25 protein-coding genes are annotated in these 24,530 nt (G+C 30.2%); 17 read left to right on the top strand and 8 right to left on the bottom strand.

Annotation, left to right across the window (positions count from 1 at the left end; translation table 11 throughout):
* Positions 1-62 precede the first annotated feature (62 nt).
* The 5 genes from ACFQ1U_RS02745 (at position 63) to ACFQ1U_RS02765 (ending at position 5,308) form a co-directional block, all read left to right on the top strand.
* Positions 63-1,505, top strand: a complete 1,443-nt coding sequence (locus ACFQ1U_RS02745; RefSeq protein ID WP_386105065.1) for a glyceraldehyde-3-phosphate dehydrogenase — start codon at positions 63-65, stop codon at positions 1,503-1,505.
* A gap of 97 nt (positions 1,506-1,602) precedes the next feature.
* Positions 1,603-1,974 carry a hypothetical protein gene (locus ACFQ1U_RS02750; RefSeq protein WP_386105067.1) on the top strand — a complete coding sequence of 124 codons (372 nt, stop codon included), beginning with the start codon at positions 1,603-1,605 and terminating at the stop codon, positions 1,972-1,974.
* A gap of 112 nt (positions 1,975-2,086) precedes the next feature.
* Positions 2,087-2,647 (top strand): hypothetical protein, encoded by a 561-nt coding sequence (locus ACFQ1U_RS02755; protein ID WP_386105069.1) that lies wholly within the window; start codon positions 2,087-2,089, stop codon positions 2,645-2,647.
* Entirely contained in the window at positions 2,647-4,644 is a 1,998-nt protein-coding gene (gene ligA / locus ACFQ1U_RS02760) for an NAD-dependent DNA ligase LigA (RefSeq protein WP_386105071.1), read from the top strand. The genes ACFQ1U_RS02755 and ligA overlap by 1 nt, the downstream gene beginning before the upstream one ends.
* Position 4,645: 1 nt before the next feature.
* On the top strand, positions 4,646-5,308 hold the full coding sequence (locus ACFQ1U_RS02765) for a lysoplasmalogenase (RefSeq protein WP_386105073.1): 663 nt from the start codon (positions 4,646-4,648) through the stop codon (positions 5,306-5,308).
* Here ACFQ1U_RS02765 and ACFQ1U_RS02770 read toward each other — a convergent pair.
* From ACFQ1U_RS02770 to ACFQ1U_RS02780, 3 genes are read right to left on the bottom strand one after another with little or no spacing between them, the layout of a single operon-like run.
* Positions 5,299-5,685, bottom strand: coding sequence for a DoxX family protein (locus tag ACFQ1U_RS02770; protein WP_386105075.1), 387 nt, complete (start codon positions 5,683-5,685; stop codon positions 5,299-5,301). The two genes, ACFQ1U_RS02765 and ACFQ1U_RS02770, sit on opposite strands and share 10 nt — an antisense overlap.
* A gap of 45 nt (positions 5,686-5,730) precedes the next feature.
* Complete coding sequence (locus tag ACFQ1U_RS02775) at positions 5,731-6,645, bottom strand: bifunctional metallophosphatase/5'-nucleotidase (protein ID WP_386105077.1); 915 nt, start codon at positions 6,643-6,645, stop codon at positions 5,731-5,733.
* A gap of 1 nt (position 6,646) precedes the next feature.
* Positions 6,647-7,393, bottom strand: a complete 747-nt coding sequence (locus ACFQ1U_RS02780; RefSeq protein ID WP_386105079.1) for a 5'-nucleotidase C-terminal domain-containing protein — start codon at positions 7,391-7,393, stop codon at positions 6,647-6,649.
* A gap of 160 nt (positions 7,394-7,553) precedes the next feature.
* Here ACFQ1U_RS02780 and dapA point away from each other — a divergent pair, with 160 nt between their 5' ends.
* The 10 genes from dapA (at position 7,554) to ACFQ1U_RS02830 (ending at position 16,864) form a co-directional block, all read left to right on the top strand.
* Positions 7,554-8,429: a 4-hydroxy-tetrahydrodipicolinate synthase gene (gene dapA, locus ACFQ1U_RS02785; RefSeq protein ID WP_386105081.1), complete on the top strand. Its 876-nt coding sequence runs from the start codon at positions 7,554-7,556 to the stop codon at positions 8,427-8,429.
* Between the two features lie 96 nt (positions 8,430-8,525).
* Complete coding sequence (locus ACFQ1U_RS02790; RefSeq protein ID WP_386105083.1) at positions 8,526-9,038, top strand: ferritin; 513 nt, start codon at positions 8,526-8,528, stop codon at positions 9,036-9,038.
* A 119-nt stretch (positions 9,039-9,157) separates the two neighbouring features.
* The gene (locus tag ACFQ1U_RS02795; RefSeq protein ID WP_386105085.1) at positions 9,158-9,979 is read left to right on the top strand and encodes an outer membrane protein assembly factor BamD; all 822 of its coding nucleotides are present in this window, start codon (positions 9,158-9,160) and stop codon (positions 9,977-9,979) included.
* 3 nt (positions 9,980-9,982) lie between these two features.
* Positions 9,983-10,303 carry a DNA-directed RNA polymerase subunit omega gene (locus ACFQ1U_RS02800; protein ID WP_386105087.1) on the top strand — a complete coding sequence of 107 codons (321 nt, stop codon included), beginning with the start codon at positions 9,983-9,985 and terminating at the stop codon, positions 10,301-10,303.
* Complete coding sequence (coaBC, locus tag ACFQ1U_RS02805) at positions 10,303-11,511, top strand: bifunctional phosphopantothenoylcysteine decarboxylase/phosphopantothenate--cysteine ligase CoaBC (protein WP_386105089.1); 1,209 nt, start codon at positions 10,303-10,305, stop codon at positions 11,509-11,511. The genes ACFQ1U_RS02800 and coaBC overlap by 1 nt, the downstream gene beginning before the upstream one ends.
* A 30-nt stretch (positions 11,512-11,541) precedes the next feature.
* A complete protein-coding gene (gene porD, locus ACFQ1U_RS02810) occupies positions 11,542-12,447 on the top strand; it encodes a type IX secretion system protein PorD (RefSeq protein WP_386105091.1) in 906 nt (301 codons plus the stop codon).
* Positions 12,448-12,515: 68 nt separating this feature from the next.
* Positions 12,516-14,168 (top strand): DNA repair protein RecN, encoded by a 1,653-nt coding sequence (gene recN, locus ACFQ1U_RS02815; protein WP_386105093.1) that lies wholly within the window; start codon positions 12,516-12,518, stop codon positions 14,166-14,168.
* A gap of 78 nt (positions 14,169-14,246) precedes the next feature.
* Positions 14,247-15,059, top strand: coding sequence for an enoyl-ACP reductase FabI (locus tag ACFQ1U_RS02820; protein WP_386105096.1), 813 nt, complete (start codon positions 14,247-14,249; stop codon positions 15,057-15,059).
* Positions 15,060-15,126: 67 nt separating this feature from the next.
* On the top strand, positions 15,127-15,909 hold the full coding sequence (locus ACFQ1U_RS02825; protein ID WP_386105098.1) for a DUF3050 domain-containing protein: 783 nt from the start codon (positions 15,127-15,129) through the stop codon (positions 15,907-15,909).
* A 1-nt stretch (position 15,910) separates the two neighbouring features.
* Entirely contained in the window at positions 15,911-16,864 is a 954-nt protein-coding gene (locus tag ACFQ1U_RS02830) for a glycosyltransferase (protein WP_386105100.1), read from the top strand.
* Positions 16,865-16,903: 39 nt separating this feature from the next.
* Here the strand turns inward: ACFQ1U_RS02830 and ACFQ1U_RS02835 are convergent, their stop codons facing one another.
* From ACFQ1U_RS02835 to prfB, 3 genes are all read right to left on the bottom strand, one after another.
* Positions 16,904-19,717, bottom strand: coding sequence for a M16 family metallopeptidase (locus ACFQ1U_RS02835; protein ID WP_386105102.1), 2,814 nt, complete (start codon positions 19,715-19,717; stop codon positions 16,904-16,906).
* A gap of 113 nt (positions 19,718-19,830) precedes the next feature.
* A complete protein-coding gene (arsC, locus tag ACFQ1U_RS02840) occupies positions 19,831-20,172 on the bottom strand; it encodes an arsenate reductase (glutaredoxin) (RefSeq protein WP_386105104.1) in 342 nt (113 codons plus the stop codon).
* 26 nt (positions 20,173-20,198) lie between these two features.
* The gene (gene prfB / locus ACFQ1U_RS02845; RefSeq protein WP_386105106.1) at positions 20,199-21,293 is read right to left on the bottom strand and encodes a peptide chain release factor 2; all 1,095 of its coding nucleotides are present in this window, start codon (positions 21,291-21,293) and stop codon (positions 20,199-20,201) included.
* 35 nt (positions 21,294-21,328) lie between these two features.
* On the opposite strand from prfB, the gene ACFQ1U_RS02850 reads away from it, so the two are divergent.
* On the top strand, positions 21,329-22,351 hold the full coding sequence (locus ACFQ1U_RS02850; RefSeq protein WP_386105108.1) for a threonine aldolase family protein: 1,023 nt from the start codon (positions 21,329-21,331) through the stop codon (positions 22,349-22,351).
* A gap of 28 nt (positions 22,352-22,379) precedes the next feature.
* Here the strand turns inward: ACFQ1U_RS02850 and ACFQ1U_RS02855 are convergent, their stop codons facing one another.
* Both ACFQ1U_RS02855 and ACFQ1U_RS02860 read right to left on the bottom strand, forming a co-directional pair.
* On the bottom strand, positions 22,380-22,994 hold the full coding sequence (locus tag ACFQ1U_RS02855) for a hypothetical protein (RefSeq protein ID WP_386105110.1): 615 nt from the start codon (positions 22,992-22,994) through the stop codon (positions 22,380-22,382).
* Positions 22,995-22,997: 3 nt separating this feature from the next.
* The gene (locus ACFQ1U_RS02860) at positions 22,998-23,492 is read right to left on the bottom strand and encodes an RNA polymerase sigma factor (RefSeq protein ID WP_386105112.1); all 495 of its coding nucleotides are present in this window, start codon (positions 23,490-23,492) and stop codon (positions 22,998-23,000) included.
* 118 nt (positions 23,493-23,610) lie between these two features.
* Here ACFQ1U_RS02860 and ACFQ1U_RS02865 point away from each other — a divergent pair, with 118 nt between their 5' ends.
* On the top strand, positions 23,611-24,504 hold the full coding sequence (locus ACFQ1U_RS02865; protein WP_386105114.1) for a MerR family transcriptional regulator: 894 nt from the start codon (positions 23,611-23,613) through the stop codon (positions 24,502-24,504).
* Positions 24,505-24,530: the final 26 nt, after the last annotated feature.

The following is a 24,530-nucleotide window of genomic DNA, read 5'->3' on the forward strand; positions in this document are numbered from 1 at the left end:
ACGAAATCGTTTGAAATTAATACTTTTGCAGAAATTTTTTATAAATAGTACAACACACAACTATGTCAACAATAACAAACTACGAGAAAGAAGTAGTAAATCAAGCTCAAACAAGAAGAGCAACTACAGAGTTCATCAATATTGTTAATGATTTATGGTATGACAAATCTATTGAGTTAGTTTTATTTAGAAACCCATTAGTAGATAAAAGAGCTAGTGAGGTTTTAAACTTAATTAATTACGCTGGAGAATTTGTTGCTAAGCCAATTTCTATCAATGATGCATTAGCCATTGCTAAAGCAATTCAATCTATAGATTTACCACCATCTAAGTTAGATATAGGTAAATTAGCGTACGAATCTCACTTAAATGAACATGTAAGTGATGATAAGGTAGATTTTGTAAAAGAAAAATTAAAAGATGCTACGCAAGCTTCTGAAATTCAACCTAAAGATGTTGTCTTATATGGTTTTGGAAGAATAGGTCGTTTATTAGCTCGTGAATTAAGCTCTAAAATGGGTAAAGGTTCTCAGTTACGCTTAAGAGCAGTAGTAACAAGAGGAGAAATAACAGAATCTGTATTAGAAAAAAGAGCTTCTTTATTAAGTATTGATAGTGTTCATGGAGAGTTTTTAGGGACTGTTCAGGTTGATGTTGAGAATAAAGCATTAATTATAAACGGAACTACTGTGTATATGATTTCTGCCAAAGGACCTGAAGAAATTGATTATACTTCATACGGGATCAATGATGCTTTAATTATTGATAATACAGGAGCTTTTAGAGATAAAGAAGCATTAAGTCGTCATTTAAAGGCAAAAGGTGCTGCTAAAGTATTATTAACAGCTCCAGGTAAAGGAGTTCCTAACATTGTTCATGGGGTTAATCATTTAGAAAATAATCCAGATACTATAGATATTTTTTCTGCAGCATCATGTACCACAAATGCCATTACTCCAGTTTTAAAGGTAATGGAAGACAATTTTGGTATTAAAAAAGGCCACTTAGAAACGATTCATGCATATACTAATGATCAAAACTTAGTAGATAACATGCATAGTAAATATCGTAGAGGTAGAGCGGCAGCTTTAAACATGGTAATTACAGAAACAGGTGCAGGGAAAGCAGTTTCTAAAGCCTTACCAGCATTGGCAGGTAAATTAACCTCTAATGCCATTAGAGTTCCTGTTCCAAATGGTTCTTTAGCTATTTTAAACTTACAATTAAACCAAGAAACAACTGCAGAGGCAGTTAATGCTATACTTAAACAATTTGCTTTAGAAGGCGATTTAGTAGAACAGATTCAGTTTTCATTAAAAAATGAATTAGTTTCCTCAGATATTGTAGGAACAACAGCTCCTTCTATATTTGATAGCAAAGCAACAATTGCTGATGGAGATACTGTGGTATTATACATTTGGTATGATAATGAATACGGATATTCTCATCAAGTAATGCGTTTAGCTAAGCATATAGCCAAGGTAAGAAGATATACTTATTACTAGAGAGTTATCTAGAATTAATTTATATAAATGCGGAGTGTTTTGACACTTCGCATTTTTTGTTATTTTTGTTTTAAATAACCCCAATATCCCCAACATAATGAAAAGAGCACTTCTTACCTTAGTGTTTTTATTAGGATTTTCTATCCTAAGTTTTTCGCAAGAAAAAAACAATTTAGATGAATTAATTTCTGGAAGATGGCGTGTAGAGTACATGGAAATTGATGGAGAAAAAATCGATTTAACTCAAGAAGAAAATTGGATGGTTTTTCATAAAAATGGCGTGTATCAATTACTATTAGATCAGAAAGAAGAATTAGGCACATGGGACTTTACTGAAGGTCAAGATGAAATTAAATTTGATGCCAAAACTTTTGATGGTATTTCAAAAATTAAAAAATTAAGTAACAAAGAGTTTTTATTTTCTATAGCAGAAGGCGATTTAGTTTGTACGCTTAGTTTAAGAAAATAATTAAATTATTTTAGTAGTGTTAACCGAGGCTTTTGTCTCGGTTTTTTTGTTTTTAAATGTTTCATACCTCTAGCTTTTCATTAAATTAGCAACATTAAACCTACTTTTATAAATGAAAAATACAATCATATTAATAACATTGTTTATTAGTTTGTCTATCAGTAGTCAAAATAAATTACCGTACTATGAAATTCCAGATAACACAACGGAAAATACTGCTGGAAGTATTGCAAGTAGAATGATTGATGGTTTAGGATTTCGTTTTTATTGGGCAACAGAAGGTTTAGAAACAAAAGATTTATTGTATCAACCAACGCAAGAGGCAAGATCAACAGAAGCTACTATTGATCATATTTTAGATTTATCTCAAGTAATAGTTAACGCTGCAGAGAATAAACCAAATGGTGAAAAACTGCCCGAAATGACATTTTATCAAAAACGAGCAAGAATTTTAAAAAACTTAAAAAAAGCAAGTGATTTATTAAAGAATGAAACCGACCTGTCTGATTTCAAAATTATATTTGGTACTAAAGAGTTTTCATTTTTAAATGCAATTAATGGGCCTATAGCAGATGCTATATGGCATACTGGTCAAATAGCATCTTTTAGAAGATCAAGTGGAAATCCAATTCCAAAAGGTCCTCGTTTTTTAACAGGTAAAGTAAAAAAATAATGACAATTGAAGATAAAATAAAAGCTTTACGAGAAGAGTTACATCAACACAATTATAAATATTATGTGTTAGATGCACCAGAGATATCTGATTATGATTTTGATATAAAGCTTAAAGAATTACAACAATTAGAAGACCAATATCCTGAGTTTTACGATTCAAATTCACCAACTCAACGAGTGGGAGGTGAGATTACTAAGAATTTCGAAACTGTTGTACATAAATCCAGAATGTATTCGTTAGATAACTCATATTCTAAAGAAGATTTACAGGATTGGGAAAAGAGAATTCAAAAAATAATAGGGGTAGATAAGCTAAGTTATACCTGTGAATTGAAATATGACGGGGCATCTATCAATTTAACTTATGAAAACGGTCAGATGCAAAGCGCCGTAACACGAGGAGACGGAATTCAAGGTGATGATGTTACCACAAATATTAAAACAATAAGGTCAATTCCATTAGTTGTACCAAACTCATTTATACAAAACTTTCAAATCCGAGGAGAGATTGTACTTCCTTTAGATGGTTTTACAAAAATGAACGAAGAAAGAGTAGCTTCTGGAGAGGAGCCATACAGAAATCCAAGAAATACTGCTAGTGGAAGTTTAAAATTACAAGATAGTACTGAGGTTGCAAAACGACCACTAGACTGTTTACTATACCATTTAGTAGATGAAGGAAATACTTATGGAACCCATGAGCAAAGTTTAGCCAATGCAAGATTGGCTGGTTTTAAAGTTCCAGATACATTAAAAGTGTGTAATTCAATAGATGAGGTTTTCAAATTTTTACAATTTTGGGATGTTGAACGTCATAATTTACCTTATGAAACAGATGGTGTTGTAGTAAAAGTAAATAAATTACAATATCAAGATGAATTGGGTTACACATCTAAAGCTCCTCGCTGGGCGATAGCTTATAAGTTTAAAGCAGAGCAAGTTAGTACGGTATTGCATGAGATTAGTTATCAAGTAGGAAGAACTGGAGCTATTACACCTGTTGCAAATTTAGAACCTGTATTGTTAGCAGGTACTATTGTTAAAAGGGCTTCATTACATAATGCAGACCAAATTGAAAAATTAGATGTAAGGGTAGGAGATACGGTTTATGTTGAAAAAGGAGGGGAGATTATTCCTAAAATTATGGGAGTAGATGTTTCTAAAAGACCTGTAAATTCTCAACCAACTAAGTACGCAACTCATTGTCCAGAATGTAATACAGAATTGATAAGAACAGCTGGAGATGCTAAACACTACTGTCCTAATGAGTTTGGTTGTGCACCTCAAATAACAGGAAAAATACAGCATTATATATCTAGAAAAGCAATGGATATTGATGGTTTAGGCGCAGAAACTGTTGAATTACTATATAAGGAAGGGTTGATTCATGATTATGCAGATTTGTATGATTTAAAGATCTCACAAATAATTCCATTAGAAAGAATGGCAGAGAAGTCTGCCCAAAATATGATAGCAGGAATTGAAAAATCAAAAGAAATACCTTTTGAAAAAGTTTTATTTGCTTTAGGAATTCGATTTGTTGGAGAAACAGTGGCAAAAAAACTAGCGAAACATTTTAAATCTATCCATGCTTTATTAAACGCTTCTTACGATGATTTAATTGCTGTTGATGAAATTGGTGATAGAATAGCTAAGAGTGTGCTCAGTTTTGCTACTGATGAAACTAGTAGAAAATTGGTTGATAGGCTTGTGAATTACGGAGTTCAACTTGAAATTTCTGCCGAGGAGCAAGCGAATCAATCAGACACTTTAGCGGGAAAGGTATTTGTAGTTTCAGGAGTTTTTCATCAAATGAGTAGAAATGAGTTGAAAAAGGCAATAGAAGATAATGGAGGAAAAGTTAGTAGTTCTATTTCTAAGAAAACCAGCTTTATTGTTGCAGGAGACAATATGGGACCAAGTAAGTTAACAAAGGCAGAAACCCTTGGGATTCCAATTATTTCTGAACAAGATTTTATTGACATGATAAATTAATATGAAAAATTTAAAACCTAAAAACGTACTGGTAACAGTCTTATTTTTAATTGTTAGTATGGCTAACTTTTACTCGGTTTATTTTGATAATTTTCTTGTAGAAATGATTAGTAAACCGTTAATTGTAACCTTTCTAGCAATTCTTTATCTTATTAATAGTAAAAAGCTTAGCTTTTGGTTTTTGTCAGCATTGTTATTCTCTTTTTGGGGAGATGTATTATTATTGTTTAATGATTCATATTTTGTTTTTGGATTAGCATCTTTCTTTTTATCTCATGTTTTTTACACCATAGTAACTGTAAAGAAAATTAAAACTTATTCTATAAAAAATGTAGTGGCAAGTTCAATTCCATATGTTTTATTTTTGATCATACTATTGTATCTTATTTATGAGAATTTACATGACTTTTTAGCACCAGTTATTATTTATGGTATTGTGATTTCTGTTTTTGGAGTTACTACTTTAGTAAACTTTATTCAAAATAAAACTACAGAAAATGGATGGTTGTTTTTGGGAGCAACTATTTTTATTATTTCTGATAGTTTAATTGCTCTCAATAAGTTTTATGAGACTAAACATATATATGGTATTTTAATAATGATAACTTATGTAGTTGCTCAATATTTAATTTGTAAATCAATTATAACAACAGATCAAGAATAATTATAGAAAGGGATTTGCTTTTTATTTTTGTGTAATAATAAAACAGCACAAACAAGGGTAATTATTGCAGAAATAAATAGTACACCGTTATCATTATTATGTGTGATGCCAATTATAGTTATATGTGATAAAATAGCTCCACTCATTAAACCAATTGTTAAGAGTGCTCCCATCCAAACTCTATTAGGAACAAAAAGTAAAATAGAAGCAATTAACTCAAGAATTCCTGTAAAAATTCTTACGGTTGCTTCCTGTGTTCCGGCAATTTTTGTAAAAAGGGCAACACTTTCGGGTGCAGCTGTGAATTTGAAAAACAAGGTTTGTAACATTATAACAGCTGCTACTAATTTTAAAATTAAAGAAAAGGATTTATTCATATTAAAAAAGGTTTACCGTATTTTAGACGATAAACCTTTTTTAACTTACACTAAAATAGTTTTTCCTTTGGATGATTTATTTTTATCAGCATCAAAGTAAAAATCTACTCTACCTAAATTCACACCATAAGCACCCACTTGGTTAACCAATACATTCTCATCATTTGTATTTTTAACTAAGGTAGGTTTTGGTAAAAAAGTATGGGTATGCCCTCCAATAATTAAATCGATATCTTTTGTAGCTTTCGCTAAGTTTAAGTCTGATATTTTATTAGGATTTCTTTTGTAATAATATCCTAAATGAGAAAGGCAAATAACTAAATCACATTGCTCTTCTTCTTTAAGTATTCTTGTGGTGTCTTGAGCTATTTCAACAGGGTCTAAATATTTAGTTTCTTTAAACATTTTAGGTTCAACTAAGCCAGATAATTCAATACCCAAACCAAATACACCAATTTTAATTCCATCTTTAATGAAGATTTTATAAGGTTTAACATGAGTGTCTAAAACAGTATTTTTAAAATCGTAATTAGCAGAAACAAAACTAAATTTTGCATGAGGTAATTGTTTGTATAAGCCATCAATACTATTGTCAAAGTCATGATTACCAATGGTGGCAGCATCATATTTCATCATACTCATTAACTTGAACTCTAGTTCACCTCCAAAATAATTGAAATAAGGGGTTCCTTGAAAAATATCTCCAGCATCTAATAGTAATGTATTAGGATTTTCTTTTCTTATTTCTGTAACTAAAGAAGCTCTTCTGGCAACACCACCTTGGTTTGCATACTTGTAATGAGTTGTCTCAAACGGATCTATATGACTGTGAGTGTCATTAGTATGTAAAATGGTAATTTTAGTTTCTTTTTTTGTAGTAAAACTAGGTAAAGTTAAACCTCCTAAGGTTGTAAATGCTGTTGCAGCTGTAGTTTTTTGTATAAATTTTCTTCTATCCATTTTACATTTTTTTAAATCTTCCGTCTAAATTACTCGTTAAAGTATCTTTACTTTTAAAATAATCAATAATAGCTGTTCTTACCTTATAATCTAGTTTAAACAAATTAACAGGATTTTTAAAAAAATCCATTTTGTCACCACCACTTTGTAGGTAATCTGAAGTAATAACATAGTAATTTCTAGTATCATCTAAAGGCTTGTTATTAATCAATAATTCATAACTATCGTTATTAATAATTAATTTTATATGTTTAGATAATGGATGTGCTTTTTTATTAACTATTAAGTAATTAATTAATTCGTTAATTTTTTCAGGAGTTAATTCTACAACTACTAAACTATTTTCAAAAGGCATTAATTCAAAAGCATGTTTATTGGTTACTTTTCCTGCAGGAATACCAGCACGAATTCCACCATAATTAAACATCGCAAAGTCAATGTTTTTTCCACTAAGTTTATTAAATACAGGATTGCCTCTTTCATAAGATAAATCAGCCATTAAGTTCCCCAAACTACTTTCTAATTCTCCGTCGGTTCTAACTAAATCTTTATCAGTGTAACTAATAACTGTATTAATTGAAGCAATCATTTTTTCTCTAAAAGGAGCAACAACATTTTCAATTTCTTTGTTTGACTGTAAAGTAGAGTCAACACCAATAGTTTTCGCGGTGATTTTTACAAGCGATTTTTTCTCCTGCTTACAACTTAAAAAAATAAGCAAGCAACTAAAAAATAAAAGTTTTTTCATGGTTAGTACGTAATAACTTTGTTTAGATTGGCTAAATTACAACAAAAAGTAGCAGAAATCATTAAAATTTAACAGGGTAGTTAAAATTGTGTATTCTTAAATTAAACACGCTGCATGTCAAATAAAGCATTAATTTTACACAACAAAATAACAAGTATTCATGCAACAATTTATAGGTACTGGGGTTGCGTTAGTAACACCTTTTAACGAAGATAAAACAGTAGATTTTGATGGTTTAGAGCGATTAGTTAACTATCAAATAGAAAACGGTGTAAACTATTTAGTAGTGTTGGGAACTACTGGTGAGCCAGCTACTTTAACTAAAGAAGAAAAAGAAGCTGTTAAAGCTAAAATTATAGCTGTAAATAATGGAAGATTACCCTTGGTTTTAGGAATTGGAGGTAATAATACAGTTGCTGTAGTAGAAGAAATTAAAAATACTGATTTATCAGATTTTGATGGAATTTTATCAGTATCTCCTTACTATAATAAACCAACACAAGAAGGGATTTATCAGCATTTTAGTGCAGTAGCAGAAGCTACAGAAAAACCGATAATTTTATACAATGTACCAGGAAGAACATCTTCAAACATGTCTCCAGAAGTAGTTGTTAGGTTAGCAAATGATTATGAAAATGTGGTGGCTGTTAAAGAAGCTAAAGGAGATTTGGTTCAGGCAATGAAAATTATTCAAGCTGCTCCTGAAGGCTTTTTAGTAATATCTGGAGATGATATGATTGCTTTACCAATGGTTTTAGCAGGAGGAGCAGGAGTAATAAGTGTTATTGGAGAAGGTTTACCTAAAGAGTTTTCTAAAATGATTCAACTCGGATTAGAAGGAAAGGTTAAAGAAGCTTATGAATTACATTATAAAGTAGCTGATAGTATTGATATGATTTTTGCAGAAGGAAATCCTGCAGGAATTAAAGCGATGTTACAAAAATTAGGTGTATGTACTGATGAGGTTCGATTACCGTTGGTGAAGGCATCAGAGGAATTACAAACAGAAATTTCAGATTTTATAGATCAATTATAGTGGTTATTAACTTATAAAATTTAAAAGCTCGTGAATTTATTTTTACGAGCTTTTTTAGCATCTTTGCTATAGATTTTAATTAATGAAACAGGATTTATGTTAACAGAAAAGATAGAACAAGCATTAAACAACCAAGTTCAAATAGAAGCACAATCATCACAAGTATATTTAGCAATGGCATCTTGGGCAGAAGTTCAAGGTTTTGAAGGTGTCGCACAATTTATGTATGCACATTCAGATGAAGAAAGAATGCACATGTTAAAATTAGTAAAGTTTATTAATGAAAGAGGTGGACATGCAACTGTACCAGCTTTAGAGGCTCCATCAGCAAAATTTGGATCTTTTAAAGATATGTTTCAAACACTATTTGATCATGAGGTTATGGTTTCGCAAGCAATTAATGAGTTAGTGCATATTTCATTACAAGAAAAAGATTATGCAACACATAACTTTTTACAATGGTATGTAGCTGAACAAATTGAAGAAGAAGCTTTAGCAAGAAATATTTTAGATAAAATAAACTTAATAGGTGACGATAAAGGTGGTTTGTATTTATTTGATAATGATGTAAAACAGTTAGTTACGCTAAATCAAAACACCCCACAATAAATTTAACAAAGGTTTAGTAGCTAATTTTTAAAAATTATAGTTTATTGCAACGTTATTTTTATTGAAAAATAGCGTTTTAATAATCCATAATTAATTATTAATTTTGCCGAATGCAAAAAATGAAAAAACTAGTTTACTTATTTGCAATGTTTTTAATGCTTACCTCATGTGGTGAGTACCAAAATGTATTGAATAAAGGGTCTGTAGAAGATCAATATAAAATGGCCGTAAAAATGTACGAAGCCAATAAATACGGTAAAGCATTGCGTTTGTTTGAAAAAATAACTACCTCATACAGAGGGAAGCCACAAATGGAACGTATCCAATATATGGTAGCCAATTCAAACTTCAATGAGAAAAATTATAGTTTAGCAGGATATTATTTCAATAGATTTACACAAAATTATCCTAAATCTTCTAAGAAAGAAGAAGCAGACTTTTTATCAGCATTAAGTTATTACAAAGCTGCCCCTCGTTTTAGTTTAGATCCAACGGATACAAACAAAGCGTTAGAAGCTTTTCAAACTTTTATAGATAGTTATCCAAACTCATCTCGTATGGAAGAGGCTAACAAGTATTACAAAGAATTACGCTATAAACTAGAAAAGAAATCTTTTGAAATAGCAAAAACTTATTATAGAACTGCTGATTATGATTCTAGAAATTATAAGGCAGCTATAGTTGCTTTTGATAATTTATTAGAAGATTATTTAGGAACGCAATTCAAAGAAGAAGCTTTGTATTATAGATTTAAAGCGGCACATGATTTTGCTTTAAAAAGTACAAGACGAAGAAGAGTAGAAAGAATTAAAGAGGCTGAAAAAGCCTATGATAAATTGATTAGAAACTTTCCTAAATCACAGTTTTTAGATGAGTCTAATCAAATGCTTTCAGTATTAAGGAAAGAAAAGGAGCAATTACAACCCGTTATTAAAAGTTAATTTATGGATTATAAAGAAACCAACGCAGCATCAAGTACTATAACTTATGATAAGCAAGCTATTGAGGCGCCTACAAACAATATTTATAAGGCAATCTCTATTATGGCTAAAAGAGCGAATCAAATCAACACCGATTTAAAGAAGGAGTTAGTTGATAAGTTAGAAGAATTTGCTACTTACAATGATAGTTTAGAGGAGGTTTTTGAAAACAAAGAGCAAATAGAAGTATCTAAATTCTATGAGCGTTTACCAAAACCACACGCTATTGCAGTAAATGAATGGTTAGAAGACAGAATTTATTTCAGAGATCCAGACGCTAAGTAATGTCTGTATTACAAGGTAAAAAAGTTTTATTAGGAGTTACCGCAGGTATCGCTGCTTACAAAACGGCCAGTTTGGTTCGTTTATTTATAAAATCAGGCGCAGAAGTCCAAGTAATTATGACTCCTGCGTCTAAAGATTTTATAACACCTCTTACATTATCTACACTCTCTAAAAATCCAGTCCATTCTACTTTTTATGATCAAGAAGAAGAAAATGAACTGTGGAACAATCATGTAGAATTAGGTTTGTGGGCAGATTTAATGGTTATTGCACCAGCTACTGCCAACACATTGTCTAAAATGACAAATGGTATATGTGACAACTTACTTTTAGCAACCTATTTATCTGCTAAATGTCCAGTTTATTTTGCACCTGCCATGGATTTAGATATGTATAAACACGCATCTACTCTATCTAGTTTAAATTCTCTTCAAAGCTTCGGAAATATAATGATTCCAGCCACTTCTGGAGAATTAGCCAGTGGTTTAGTTGGAGAAGGAAGAATGGCTGAACCAGAAGATATTGTATCTTTTATTGAAAAAGATATGTTATCTAAACTTCCATTAAAAGGAAAAAAGGTATTGTTAACTGCGGGACCAACTTATGAAGCTATTGATCCAGTTCGTTTTATCGGAAATCATTCTTCTGGAAAAATGGGATGTGAAATTGCCAAAACTGCTGCTAGTTTAGGGGCAGAAGTTTTTTTAGTAATAGGACCTTCTCATCAAACGGTTAAACATTCTTTAATTCATAGAATTGATGTAACTTCAGCGGAAGAAATGTACAATGCTTGTCATGTATATTACAATAAAGTTGATATTGCTATATGCTCGGCAGCTGTTGCAGATTATCGTCCAAAAAATGTTGCAACTCAGAAAATAAAAAAGAAAGAAGCTTCGTTATCAATTGAATTAGAACCTACAAAAGATATTTTAAAATCTTTAGGAGAGGCTAAAAAGCATCAATTTTTAGTTGGTTTTGCACTAGAAACTAATGATGAAAAGGTAAATGCAACTAAAAAGCTGACTTCTAAAAATTTAGATTTGATAGTTTTAAATTCTTTGAGAGATAAAGGCGCAGGATTTGCTGGTGATACTAATAAAGTAACTATCATAGACAAAAATTTGGATGAAAAAACATTTGAGTTAAAATCTAAACAAGAGGTTTCTAAAGATATTATAGCACAAATATTGGAGAGAATTTCATAATTTGTGAACTCTTTTTTAAAATTAGAATTTATGTTATTTAAAAATAAAATTGCCTTCCTTTTTTTAGCTGTATTAACATCATTAACTATATCGGCACAAGAAGAGTTAAATGCAATTGTAACTATAAATTCTGATAAGATTCAAAGTACCAATAAACAAGTATACAGTACTTTAGAAAAAGCACTTAGCGAGTTTATTAATCAAACAAAATGGACTAACCGTAAGTTTTTACCACAAGAAAAGGTTAATTGTGCATTTACAATTATTGTGAATGAGCAAAACGGTAATTCTTTTAATGCAAGTTTACAGGTACAAGCTACAAGACCTGTATATAAATCTTCATATGAAACCCCAATTTTAAACATTAACGACACCAATTTTAATTTCACCTATAACGAGTTCCAACCCTTAAATTTTAATCCTAATTTATATACTAGTAATTTAATTTCTACTATTGTTTTTTATGTGTATGTTGTATTAGGTGTTGATGCAGATACTTTTGCTTTAAAAGGAGGAGAAGCTTTTTTAAAGCAAGCAGAAAATGTAATGTTACAGGGACAACAGAGTGGAGAAGAAGGGTGGCAAAATAGTATTGGTAAACAAAATAGGTTTGCTTTAATAGATAATTTACTTTCTTCTAAATTCGCAACAATTAGAAGTATTTATTATAATTATCACCGTAAAGGTTTTGATGTTTTTTATACTGATGAAGACAAAGCTAAAAACCAAATTTTAAACAATGTTATTGCTCTAGATAAACTTCACAATATTACAATTGGTAATTACATGATTCGTATTTTCTTAGATGCCAAAGCAGATGAGATTGTTAATGTTTTTTCTGGAGGAAAAACTACTGGAAGTGAGGAAAAATTACGTGAAGTTTTAGAAAAAATAGCACCTACACAATCAGATAAATGGAAAAGAATTAAGTTATAAAAACCAATCATAATTTATTCATTATTTAGTTAAAATGCTTACTTTTATTCTCCTTAAAAGCATATAACTTGTTAACAAATTTATCAATACAAAACTACGCATTAATCAATCAGTTATCTATTGATTTTACTAACGGTTTATCTATAATTACAGGTGAAACTGGAGCAGGAAAATCTATATTATTAGGCGCTCTTGGTTTAGTTATGGGTAACAGAGCTGATTTATCATCATTAAAAGATGCAGCTTCAAAGTGTATTGTTGAAGCACAATTTGCTATAGAAAGCTATAAATTAGAAGACTTTTTTAAAGAACAAGATTTAGATTACGAGGCTACAACTATTATCAGGAGAGAAATTTTACCTTCAGGTAAGTCGCGTGCATTTATAAATGATACACCAGTAACCTTAAGTGCCTTAAATGCTTTAAAAGATAAGTTACTTAATATTCATTCGCAGCATCAAACCATGCAATTGTCTGATGTTGGTTTTCAGTTTTCAGTGATTGATGCCTTAGCTAAAAATAGTGCTAAAATAGCTTCATATAAACGAGGATTAAAAAAGTATAATTCATTACAAAAAGAGTTAAAAATTCTTTTAGATAATCAAGAGCAAGCAACTCAGCAATATGAGTATAATCTTCATCTTTTTAATGAATTAGAAGAAGCTAAGTTAAAAGAAGGAGAACAAGAAGAATTAGAAGAAACACTTGAAAAGCTTAATAATGTTGAAGATATCAAATTAAATTTATCAGAAGCATTACAAGCTACTATCAGTGAAGAGGTTGGCATTCAAACGTTATTAAATGGTGTTGTAAATAACTTACATAAAATAAGTTCTTTTTCCAAAGAGTATGAAGAGTTATATACACGTTTACAAAGTGTTAAAATAGAAGTAGATGACGTGGTTAATGAGTTAGAAGACGCCAACGAAAGTGTAGATTTTGATCCAATAGCTTTAGAGTCAGCTAACGATAGGCTTCAGCTAATTTATAATTTACAAAAAAAACATCAAGTAGATTCTGTTAGCGCACTTTTAGCAGTATACGAAGATTTATCAACAAAAGTAGGAGCGGTAGAAAATGCATCCGAAATTATTACCAACAAGCAAAAAGAAATAGATGATGTAGCTTCTAAGTTAGATGAAGTTGCGCAGATGATTTCAAAAGCAAGAAAAAAAGTGATTCCAAGTTTAAAAAAAGAGTTGGAGTTTTTACTTGCTGAGTTAGGAATGCCAAATGCACGTTTTTCTATAGAACTAGAATCTTCAAAAACGTATGCTTCTAATGGTAAAGATGAATTATTATTCTTATTTTCTGCTAATAAAGGCGGGAACTTTGGAGAACTTAAAAAAGTAGCATCTGGAGGTGAGTTGTCAAGAATAATGCTTTCAATTAAAAAAGTATTGTCTGAACACACACAATTACCTACCATTATTTTTGATGAAATTGATACGGGTGTTTCTGGTGAAGTTTCTAATAAAATCGCCCATATTATGGAGCAAATGAGTAATTACATGCAAGTAATAACCATTACACATTTACCACAAATAGCTTCAAAAGGAAAATCACATTTTAAAGTATTTAAAGAAGAAGTAAAAGGAGTAACAACATCTAACTTAAAACAATTAACTACAGAGGAAAGAATTGTTGAAATAGCAGAAATGTTGAGTGGTAAAAATGTAAGTGAAAGTGCTCTAATTCATGCAAAAGAGTTATTAAATTAATATTTACTTTAGTAACCACTATAAAAAGTTATATTTGCTATTACAAACTAATGACTATAAAGTAAAAAAAGACTATATATGTATAACTTACTTAAAGGAAAAAAAGGTATTATTTTCGGAGCATTAGATGAAAATTCAATAGCTTGGAAAGTAGCTGAACGTGCTCACGAAGAAGGAGCAACTTTTGTGTTAACTAATGCACCTATTGCAATGCGTATGGGGCAAATTAAAGAGTTGGCTGAAAAAACAGGTTCAGAAATTATTCCTGCAGACGCAACTTCTATGGATGATTTAACAAATTTAGTTGAAAAATCTATGGAAATTTTAGGAGGTAAAATCGATTTTGTTTTACACTCAATAGGTATGTCTGTAAACGTTCGTAAAGGTCGTCATTATACCGATCCTAAATACGATTTCACAACTAAAGGATGGGATGTTTCAGCAATATCATTCCATAAAACAATGAATGTTTTATATAACAAACAAGCCATGAATGAATGGGGAAGTATTGTCGCTTTAACGTATATGGCTGCTCAAAGAGTTTTTCCTGATTATAATGATATGGCAGACAATAAAGCTTATTTAGAGTCTATTGCTCGTAGTTTTGGATACTTCTTTGGAAGAGATCACAAAGTACGCGTAAATACAATCTCTCAATCACCAACTCCAACAACAGCAGGAAGTGGCGTAAAAGGTTTTGATGGTTTCTTAACATATGCAGAAAAAATGTCACCATTAGGAAATGCAACTGCATTAGAGTGTGCAGATTATACCATTTCTTTATTTTCAGACTTAACTAAAAAAGTAACATTGCAAAATCTTTTCCATGATGGAGGATTCTCTAATATGGGGGTAAGTGATGCTGTAATGGACAGGTTCACAGAAGAGTAAAAATAACACTTCGTTAAGATATTTTTAAAAAGCAAATCATTAGATTTGCTTTTTTTAATTGTAATAGATGATGATGACAATTTCCGCACTTGAAAATGAGTTACAATACTACAGAAATTCCCTTAAAAACCATCCTTTATACAATTCGCTAAATGAATTGAATGACGTTAAAATTTTCATGGAGCAACACGTATTTGCTGTATGGGATTTTATGTCTTTGCTTAAAACATTACAGCAACAGTTAACCTGCGTTCATGTACCTTGGATTCCTGTAAAAAACTCAGTAGCAGCTCGTTTTATCAACGAAATTGTTCATGGAGAAGAAACAGATGTTAATGAATTAGGAGTTCCTAAAAGTCACTTCGAAATGTATTTAGATGCCATGAATCAAATTGGTGCAAATACAGAGGTGATTTCTAATTTTATTAGACAAATTTCGGAAGGAAAAAAAATAACTAGTGCATTAACCAATTTACAAGTACCTAACGCAGTTGCAGATTTTGTAAACTTTACTTTTGAAGTTATAAAAACAAATCAACCTCACATAGTTGCCTCTTGTTTTACTTTTGGTAGAGAAGATGTAATTCCTGATATGTTTATAGAAATAGTTAAAAAAGCAGAAGAAAAAGACAATGCTTCTTACAACAAGTTAACTTATTATTTGCACAGACATATTGAATTAGATGGAGATGAACACGGTCCGTTATCGTTACAAATGATAGCTGAATTATGTGGAAATGACGAAAATAAATGGGAAGAAGCTTTATTTTACGCTAAAAAATCGCTTCAAAAAAGAATAGATTTATGGGATGGAATTAATGATGCCATTTCAAAACCTTTATTAGCATAGGATGAACTGCTATTTTTCAATAATTATTCCTGTTTACAACAGACCTAATGAAATAGATGAGTTATTGGCTAGCTTCACAAGTCAAGATTATGCCTCTCCTTTTGAAATAATTATTATTGAAGATGGATCAACATTAACATGTGAATCGGTAGTTAAGCAATATGAAGATTCGTTGTTTTTAAGGTATTTTTATAAAGAAAATAGTGGTCCTGGGGCTAGCAGAAATTTTGGTATGCAGCGAGCAAAAGGAGACTACTTTATCATTTTAGATTCAGATGTAATTTTACCGCCTCAATATTTATCTGAAGTTGATAAAGCTTTACAATTTAATTATACGGATGCTTTTGGAGGTCCAGATGCATCACATGATAGTTTTTCAAATTTACAAAAGGCCATTAATTATTCTATGACCTCTGTACTAACAACAGGTGGTATAAGAGGAAAGAAAACAGCTGTAGGGAAGTTTCAACCGAGGAGTTTTAATATGGGAATTTCTAAAAAAGCATTTCAAAAAACAAAGGGTTTTGCAGATTACAGAGCAGGAGAAGATATTGATTTAACGTTTAGACTATGGCAAAATCAATTCAAAACCCAATTAATAACGAATGCTTTTGTATATCATAAAAGAAGAAGTACGCTCAAACAATTTTTAAAACAAACATATGCTTTTGGAACAGCTCGTCCACTATTGAACAAAAGGTATCCTTCTTCGGCTAAAATAACTTATTGGTTTCCTAGTTTGTTTATTATAGGTTTGTTTTTTAGTATTATGCTAGCATTTGTTAATTGGCCGATTTTTATTACTCTATATAGCTTATATTTTGTTTTTATTTTCATTCATTCTTTAATTGTAAATAAGAATAGTATAGTAGCACTATATAGTATTTTAACAAGTGTTACACAATTTCTAGGTTATGGATCTGGTTTTTTTTATAGTTATTTGATAAAAAAATAAACGCCCCTAAAAGGAGCGTTTACTATTGTGTTTATAATATTATTTCTCTGGATTTAGTATTCCTAAAATATAGCCATTTGTTAAATACTTATTAGCTAATTGTTTGATGTCTTTCTTGGTAATGGCATTTATATTTGCTTCATAGCTATCAAAATTATCAGGATTATCTAAATAATCAATATTTTTAATATAAGATAACCAATACTTATTCTTTTTGCTATCCTCTTTATGTTGTAAAATTAACGCTTTTTTTGCTTTTTCAATGTCCTCATCTGTTGGACCATTTTTTACAATTTCAGCAACTTCATTTACTGCAATAGTTTTTAATTTTTCTACATTTTCTGGTCCACATGGAAATGAAATACTTAAATTATATTTACCATATGGAATTTTAGATAATGCAGCATAAGCCCCAGTAGAATAAACACCTGCTTCTTTTTCTCTAAGTTTTTCAATTAACTTTATACTTAGTGCATCTCCAAGAAGTTTAAAAGTTAATGCATCTTTTTCGTTAAAATCAGCCTCTCCTTGATATGAAATTCTGACATTACTTTTAGGGTCTTTACCTTTTTCAATAATATGTGTGTGAGATCCAGTAATTGGTCTAAAAGAATGTACTTTATATGTTTCATCTGATTTTTTACCAGGTAAATTAGCTAAATATTGTTCAGCAAATTTTATGATTTCTTTTTCGTTTACATTACCAACAAAATAAAAATTAAAATCTCCAGCATTAGCAAAACGTTCTAGGTATTTATTGTAAGCTAGGTTATAATCTACATTTTCATATTTTTCAGGACTTGGAAATCCTGTATATCTTGTGTTGCCATTATTAATGAATTTTGACATCTCACTTTGAAAATAAAAATTAGGATTAGCCATTAAATTACCAAAAAAGTTTTTTTGTTTCGTAACAAATGAATTGAAAGCCTTATCATCTTTATTAAGAGAAGTAAAGTATAAATGAACCATCTGAAATAAAGTTTCTAAGTCTTTAGGTGTAGACATACCCCTAAAACCTTCACTATATGTACTTATGTAAGGATTTACTCTAACAATTTTACCTGTCATCATTTTATTTAAATCGTTTTTAGAGTAATTATTTACTCCAGCTTCATATAAGCCACCATTGGCAAAAGCTGTTTTTTTAATTTCATCATCAGAGTAAAGAGAATGACCTCCAAAGCTAAAAGCTTCAAACAAAATTTCATCGTTTTTAAAATCTGTTTTCTTAAAAGTAACTTTTGCACCATTACTTAAATGTAGTGTTTTGGTTGCTAACTTTTCATTAGTTTCAATTTTGATAACTTTTCCTTTCAATGGAAGTTTTTCAATTAAGCTTGTACTGACAACTTTGTCTTCATAAGGTTTTAGTTCTTTTGTTTTTACTTCTTTTAAAAGCGTTAAAACTTGTTTTTCAGTTACTTTTTTTTCAGGTCCCGTAATTACAACTACTCTATTATCGTCATGTAAAAAATTAGTTATTAATTGATTTACTTCTTCGACTGTTATAGATGGTAATATACTTTTTGTTGTTTTAAATTCCCATTCTATACTTGGGCTTGGAGTATCGTTTAAAAAGCTAGATACTAAACTTCTAGTAATTCTACTAGACTCTCTTTTATCTTTATCTTTAAACCTTTTTTCAAATGAAGCTATTATATTAGTTTTGGCTCTTTCAAATTCATTAGATAAAAAACCATATCTTTTAACTCTTTCATTTTCTGTTAAAAGAGCTTCTAAACCAATTAACTGACCATCGGAACTGGTACTGGCTACAGATTGAAACGCTTTTCTGTTTTTAGCAAAAGTTCCTCCATAAAAGCTATACCCATAAGTAAAAGGAGGGTTTTCACCGTTAGCTAATTCATCAAACCTGTTGTTTATCATTTGATCAAATAATGAGTTGATTAAGTTTTTTCTAAAGTCTTCGATGTTAGTTTTAGGTGCGGTATCTTCACGATCTTTATACATTATTTGTACTCTTGAAAACGCAGCTTCCTTGTCTGCCTCAATGGCGATGAATGTTTCTTGATGATTTTTTAGGGTGAAGTTTTCTTTTTTTCTTGGGTTTTTGACGGCAGGAATTTTTTCAAAATGATCTTTAATCTTTTTTTCTAAAACATTTATTTCAGCATCACCTACAACTATAACAGCCATTAAATCTGGTCGATACCAATCTTTATGAAAACGACGAATACTTTCATGTTTAAAATTTTCCAAATTTTCTTTAGTTCCTATAGGTAGCCTTTTAGCATATTTAGATCCGTAGGCAACTTTATCTAAGTATTTTTCCATCATTCTAGAGTTTGCGTCTCTTCTAGATCTATACTCTTCTAAAACTACTCCTCGTTCTTCATCAATATCGTCTCCTTTTAATAAGGCTGCATGCGACCAATCTTCTAAAATTTGAAAACCTTTTTCGAGTTTAGTATCATCGTCACTAGGTATAGGTAATATATATACAGTTTCATCAAAACTAGTATATGCATTTAAATGTGCTCCAAACTTTACACCAATTGATTGTAAATAGTCAACTAATTCGTTTTTCTTGAAGTTTTTAGTTCCATTAAAATTCATATGTTCCATAAAATGAGCCAAACCTAATTGATCATCATCTTCTAAAATAGAACCAGCCTTAATGGCTAAACGTAATTCAACCTTATTTTCTGGTTTCGAATTTTGTTTTATAAAGTAAGTTAGTCCGTTTGATAATTTCCCTATTTTTACAGATGGATCTGAAGGGATTTTTATTGATTTTAATTTTCCTTTTTCATCTTTTAAAGAAGTTTGAGCATATGAGAAAGAGCTCAAAAGTAAAGCAAAAGAAATTGCGTAAAATACTTTTTTCATAGTTAATTATTTATATTTATGAAGCGAATATACTTATTAACCTATGTAAATTTAATTTTTAAACCTTAAAATTATTATAAAATTAAAAAAACTCATTTTATGATGAGTTTTTTTTAAATAATTCTATTAATATTTTCAGGAGGCCTACCAATAACAGCTTTTTTATTATTAACTACAATAGGACGCTCTATAAGTTTTGGATTTTCTATCATGGCATTAATGATTTCATCATCAGTAAGCTCTTTTGATTTAAAACTCTCTTTCCAAATCTTTTCGTTTTTTCTGACTAGTTCAATTGGTTTAATTTCTAATAATGAAATTATTTCTACAAGTTCGTCTTTTGTTAAGGTTTGATCAAGGTATTTTATTGTTTCAAATTCAACGTTACTTTCCTCTAAAATAGCAACACCTTGGCGAGATTTCGAACAACGTGGATTGTGATATATTTTAATCATATTTTGTACATATTTAATGTGAAAAATTATTCTTCTTTTTGTCCCATCATCATCAAATAGGCTTTTAAAAACGGATTGATATTTCCATCCATAACAGCATCTACATTACCCGTTTCGTGAGCTGTACGAACGTCTTTTACCAACTTATAAGGATGCATTACATAATTACGAATTTGACTTCCCCATTCGTTTTTAAGTTTATTAGCTTCAATTTCGTCTCTAGCTGCTAGTCTTTTTTGTAACTCAATTTCATATAATTGAGATTTTAACATTTGTAAGGCTGTAGCTCTATTGTCATGCTGAGAACGAGAGTTAGAACATTGTATCTGAATACCTGATGGTTTATGAACTAACTGAACTTTTGTTTCTACCTTATTAACATTTTGTCCTCCTGCACCACTAGATCTAGCAGTTGTTATTTCTATATCAGCAGGATTAATTTCTATTTCAATAGAATCATCGGCAACAGGATAAACATATACAGAGGCAAATGAGGTATGACGTTTAGCATTACTGTCAAAAGGAGAGATTCTAACCAAACGATGGACACCATTTTCTCCTTTAAGCCAACCAAAAGCATAATCGCCCTCAACTTCCATGGTAATTGTTTTAATACCTGCAGTATCTCCACTTTGGTAGTTAAGAGTTTTTAATTTGTAGCCTTGTTTTTCTGCCCACATGGTGTACATTCTCGTAAGCATTTCTGTCCAATCACAACTTTCTGTTCCTCCAGCACCTGCAGTTATTTGAATGGTAGCACTTAAGATATCACCTTCTTCGGAAAGCATGTTTTTAAACTCGATATCTTCTAAAAACGTTGCTGTTTTTTCATATTGTTCAATTACCTCGCTTTCTTCAACATCTCCCTCTTTAAAAAAGTCATACAATACATTTAAGTCTTCATAAAAACCTACGATCGTATTGTAGTCTTCTACCCATTTTTTCTTAAACCTTAATGATTTCATTAAGGCCTCAGCTTCTTTAGGATTGTTCCAAAAATCAGGATTTGCTGTTTTTTCTTCCTCGTTAGAAATTTCAATCAATTTCTTGTCAATTTCCAGATATCCTTTTAACTTGTCAACGCGTTCAGCGATATTTTTTAGCTGTTCATGTGTAATCATAATTGCAAAAATACACTTTAAATACGTACTTAAAAATGATAATAAACTTAATAAGTGATACAGTAACAAAACCAACTCCAGAAATGCTACAAGTTATGATGGAAGCTAAGGTTGGAGATGATGTTTTTAATGCAGACCCTACGGTTAATGAATTACAAGATAAAGTTGCTAAATTATTTGGAATGGAAGCTGCTTTGTTTTTTCCTTCTGGAACCATGGCTAATCAAACTGCCATAAAGTTACATACACAGCCGGGCGATAAATTATTTTGTGATAAATGGGCGCATGTGTATAATTATGAAGGTGGTGGAGCTGCTTTTAACGCTGGAGTAACATGTAAACTTATTGATGGTAATAGAGGGATGTTTACTGCAAAACAATTACAAGAAGTTGTAGCTGGTAGAGCAGATATTCACGTTCCGTATTCACGTTTAGTATGTATAGAAAACACAACTAATAAAGGAGGAGGTGCATGTTGGGATTTTGAAGAACTAAAAAAAGTTCAGAAGGTAGCTAAGGAAAATGAATTAGCTTTTCATTTAGATGGAGCTCGATTATTTAATGCTTTAGTGGCTAAAAATGAAACACCCAAGCAATACGGAGAGTTATTTGATACGATATCTGTTTGTTTATCGAAAGGTTTAGGTGCGCCTATAGGTTCTATTTTAGTTGGAAGTAAAGAACACATTGCCAAAGCATTTAGAATAAGAAAATTATTAGGAGGTGCTATGCGTCAGGTTGGCTATTTAGCCGCAGCAGCAATTTATGCTTTAGATAATCATGTAGAACGTTTAGCAGAGGACCATAAAAAAGCAAAAGAAATAGGGGAGGTTTTAGTAGAACAATCTTATGTAAAAAAGGTTGAACCAATAGAGACTAATATCGTTATTTTCTATGTCAATGATAACATTGATCCAATGGATTTTATTGCTAAAATGGAATCTAAAAATATACTAATGATTTCTATGGGAGAAGGTAAATTAAGAATTGTTACCCATTTAGATTATACAGATGAAATGCATTCAAAATTACTACAAGAGTTAAAAAACTATAATTAAAAAGGTTGGAGTTTTAACTCCAACCTTTTTAATTTAGCTCATCTATTTTAGATAGTTCTTTATAGTTTCGCTTTAGTTTCTTTAATAAAAAGCCATAAAGCACTTGGTAGAACAACCAAAATAGTAAAAGTAAAATACCAGCTACAATTATAATACCAATGGTTATACCAATCATTTCGGGCATTTTTAAAGAAACTTCCAAATTTTTTACAGAAGCTATCATTATAACTACAAAAAGTAACAAACCAGAACTAATATTAAACAATACGTAATTACGAACAGCTTTACGAGTTTTTATAATATTATCCATTAATTGTTTGGTAGTATCCGTTACAGATATAGTTTTGTAATTTTTGTAAAAAAGATACAGAAAGTAAGCTACAATTATGTAAGTAATTGTTTGAAATATGTAAGCAAAATGAATAAGTCCCATATCTCTGTAAACTTGTGCTGCTTCATTAAAATCTATGAATAAATAGGTAGAGTTTAATATTAAAAACTCTAAAATACCAATAATAAAAATCCATTTTACTATCGATGATGATTTCTTGTGCATAAGCTTGTAAATATCAGCCTTTGAAATTTTTGGGGAATTATCAGGTTGTTGATTCCAAGCATCTTTGTATTTATCTAAAACATCCATAAATTATGGGTTCAAAATTCTTTTTAATTTGTCTTTAGCTCTGTTCATTTTCACACGAGCATTTACTTCACTAATACCTAAAGTTTCTGATATTTCTTTGTATGATTTGTCTTCTAAGTATAAAAAAACAAGCGCTTTGTCAATATCATTTAATCCTCTAATTGCTTTGTATAAAGCTTTTAACTGTTGTTCTTGAGTGTCATCATAATCCACTGATTTTATTTTAAAAGCAACATCAGAAATGTCTTGAGTCTTAACAGTTCTGGTTGACTTTCTGTATAAAGAAATAGCTGTGTTTAAAGCTACTCGATACATCCAAGTACTAAATTTTGCATCACCTCTAAACTTTGGGTAGTTTTTCCAGAGTTGAATAGTTATTTCTTGAAACAAATCATTATGATCACTTTCATTAGAAGTATAAATTCTACAAATTTTATGTGCAATATTTTGATTAGCCTCAAAATCTGCCAAAAAATTATCTTTTATACTTTCTTTCACGTTATAATAGTTAGTTAAATTATCAGTAGCTCAAATGTAAAAAATGTTACAACTTATTTATAAAAAATTGACATAAAAGAAATAAATTGTATCTTTGTTTAATAAAAATACAATTAAGTTGAACAACATAAAAACCACATTTACAATAAAAGACCTTGAGAATATTTCTGGTATTAAGGCACATACCATTCGTATTTGGGAGAAAAGGTACAATTTGTTGCAACCTAATAGAACAGACACTAATATTAGATATTATTCTGCAAAAAGTTTGCAAAAACTTTTAAACGTTGCACTTTTAAACAAGCATAATTTTAAAATATCTAAAATAGCAGATATGAATGACGAGCAAATTACAGTTAATGCTCGTGAATTAGCTTTTAAATTAGCCGCAAATGATGAGGCAATAAATGCTTTTAAACTATCCATGTTTCAATTTGATAAGGTGTTATTTAATAACACCTATAATAAGTTGTTACACAAAATGACATTTAGTCAAATTTTTAAAAAGATATTTATTCCTTTTTTAAATCATATTGGTTTGTTGTGGCAAACCAATACGTTGTTACCAGCTCATGAACATTTTATTTCAAACCTAATTATTCAAAAAATTCAATTAAATATTGAAAAACTTGAATATGCAGCGTCAAATAATGATTACACGTATGTTTTGTTTTTACCAGACGGTGAAATTCATGAAATTGGATTGATGTATTTAAATTATGAATTAGTTTTAAGAGGTTGTCAAACTGTATATTTAGGTCAAAGTTTACCTTTAGACAATTTAAATTATTTCTTTGATGGTGATCTTAAGGTTTGTTTTATTACTTCATTAACCGTAAAACCGTACGATGATAAAGTTGATGAATATTTTGATGAAATCAACAATATTTTAAAAGGTACAGAACATAGGTTAATCGCTATTGGTAACAAGACGGAAACAATTAAAGAGAAAAAGTTTGATGCTAATGTTACTTTGTATCCGTCTGTTATAGAGATGATTAAAGAGTTGTAGTAGCCTTATTTATAAATTTTATGATA

Source organism: Tenacibaculum geojense (assembly GCF_042676005.1).
GTDB lineage: Bacteria > Bacteroidota > Bacteroidia > Flavobacteriales > Flavobacteriaceae > Polaribacter > Polaribacter geojense.

Bases quoted from the DNA above. Each gene is read 5' to 3' on its own strand.
- coaBC (WP_386105089.1), top strand. From the start codon at position 10,303: ATGTCTGTATTACAAGGTAAAAAAGTTTTATTAGGAGTTACCGCAGGT.
- arsC (WP_386105104.1), bottom strand. From the start codon at position 20,172: ATGATTAAAATATATCACAATCCACGTTGTTCGAAATCTCGCCAAGGT.
- ligA (WP_386105071.1), top strand. From the start codon at position 2,647: ATGACAATTGAAGATAAAATAAAAGCTTTACGAGAAGAGTTACATCAA.
- ACFQ1U_RS02745 (WP_386105065.1), top strand. From the start codon at position 63: ATGTCAACAATAACAAACTACGAGAAAGAAGTAGTAAATCAAGCTCAA.
- ACFQ1U_RS02775 (WP_386105077.1), bottom strand. From the start codon at position 6,645: ATGGATAGAAGAAAATTTATACAAAAAACTACAGCTGCAACAGCATTT.
- ACFQ1U_RS02750 (WP_386105067.1), top strand. From the start codon at position 1,603: ATGAAAAGAGCACTTCTTACCTTAGTGTTTTTATTAGGATTTTCTATC.
- ACFQ1U_RS02855 (WP_386105110.1), bottom strand. From the start codon at position 22,994: ATGGATGTTTTAGATAAATACAAAGATGCTTGGAATCAACAACCTGAT.
- ACFQ1U_RS02780 (WP_386105079.1), bottom strand. From the start codon at position 7,393: ATGAAAAAACTTTTATTTTTTAGTTGCTTGCTTATTTTTTTAAGTTGT.
- prfB (WP_386105106.1), bottom strand. From the start codon at position 21,293: ATGATTACACATGAACAGCTAAAAAATATCGCTGAACGCGTTGACAAG.
- ACFQ1U_RS02835 (WP_386105102.1), bottom strand. From the start codon at position 19,717: ATGAAAAAAGTATTTTACGCAATTTCTTTTGCTTTACTTTTGAGCTCT.
- ACFQ1U_RS02790 (WP_386105083.1), top strand. From the start codon at position 8,526: ATGTTAACAGAAAAGATAGAACAAGCATTAAACAACCAAGTTCAAATA.
- ACFQ1U_RS02755 (WP_386105069.1), top strand. From the start codon at position 2,087: ATGAAAAATACAATCATATTAATAACATTGTTTATTAGTTTGTCTATC.
- porD (WP_386105091.1), top strand. From the start codon at position 11,542: ATGTTATTTAAAAATAAAATTGCCTTCCTTTTTTTAGCTGTATTAACA.
- dapA (WP_386105081.1), top strand. From the start codon at position 7,554: ATGCAACAATTTATAGGTACTGGGGTTGCGTTAGTAACACCTTTTAAC.
- ACFQ1U_RS02800 (WP_386105087.1), top strand. From the start codon at position 9,983: ATGGATTATAAAGAAACCAACGCAGCATCAAGTACTATAACTTATGAT.
- ACFQ1U_RS02850 (WP_386105108.1), top strand. From the start codon at position 21,329: ATGATAATAAACTTAATAAGTGATACAGTAACAAAACCAACTCCAGAA.
- ACFQ1U_RS02770 (WP_386105075.1), bottom strand. From the start codon at position 5,685: ATGAATAAATCCTTTTCTTTAATTTTAAAATTAGTAGCAGCTGTTATA.
- ACFQ1U_RS02820 (WP_386105096.1), top strand. From the start codon at position 14,247: ATGTATAACTTACTTAAAGGAAAAAAAGGTATTATTTTCGGAGCATTA.
- ACFQ1U_RS02825 (WP_386105098.1), top strand. From the start codon at position 15,127: ATGATGATGACAATTTCCGCACTTGAAAATGAGTTACAATACTACAGA.
- ACFQ1U_RS02830 (WP_386105100.1), top strand. From the start codon at position 15,911: ATGAACTGCTATTTTTCAATAATTATTCCTGTTTACAACAGACCTAAT.
- ACFQ1U_RS02795 (WP_386105085.1), top strand. From the start codon at position 9,158: ATGAAAAAACTAGTTTACTTATTTGCAATGTTTTTAATGCTTACCTCA.
- ACFQ1U_RS02765 (WP_386105073.1), top strand. From the start codon at position 4,646: ATGAAAAATTTAAAACCTAAAAACGTACTGGTAACAGTCTTATTTTTA.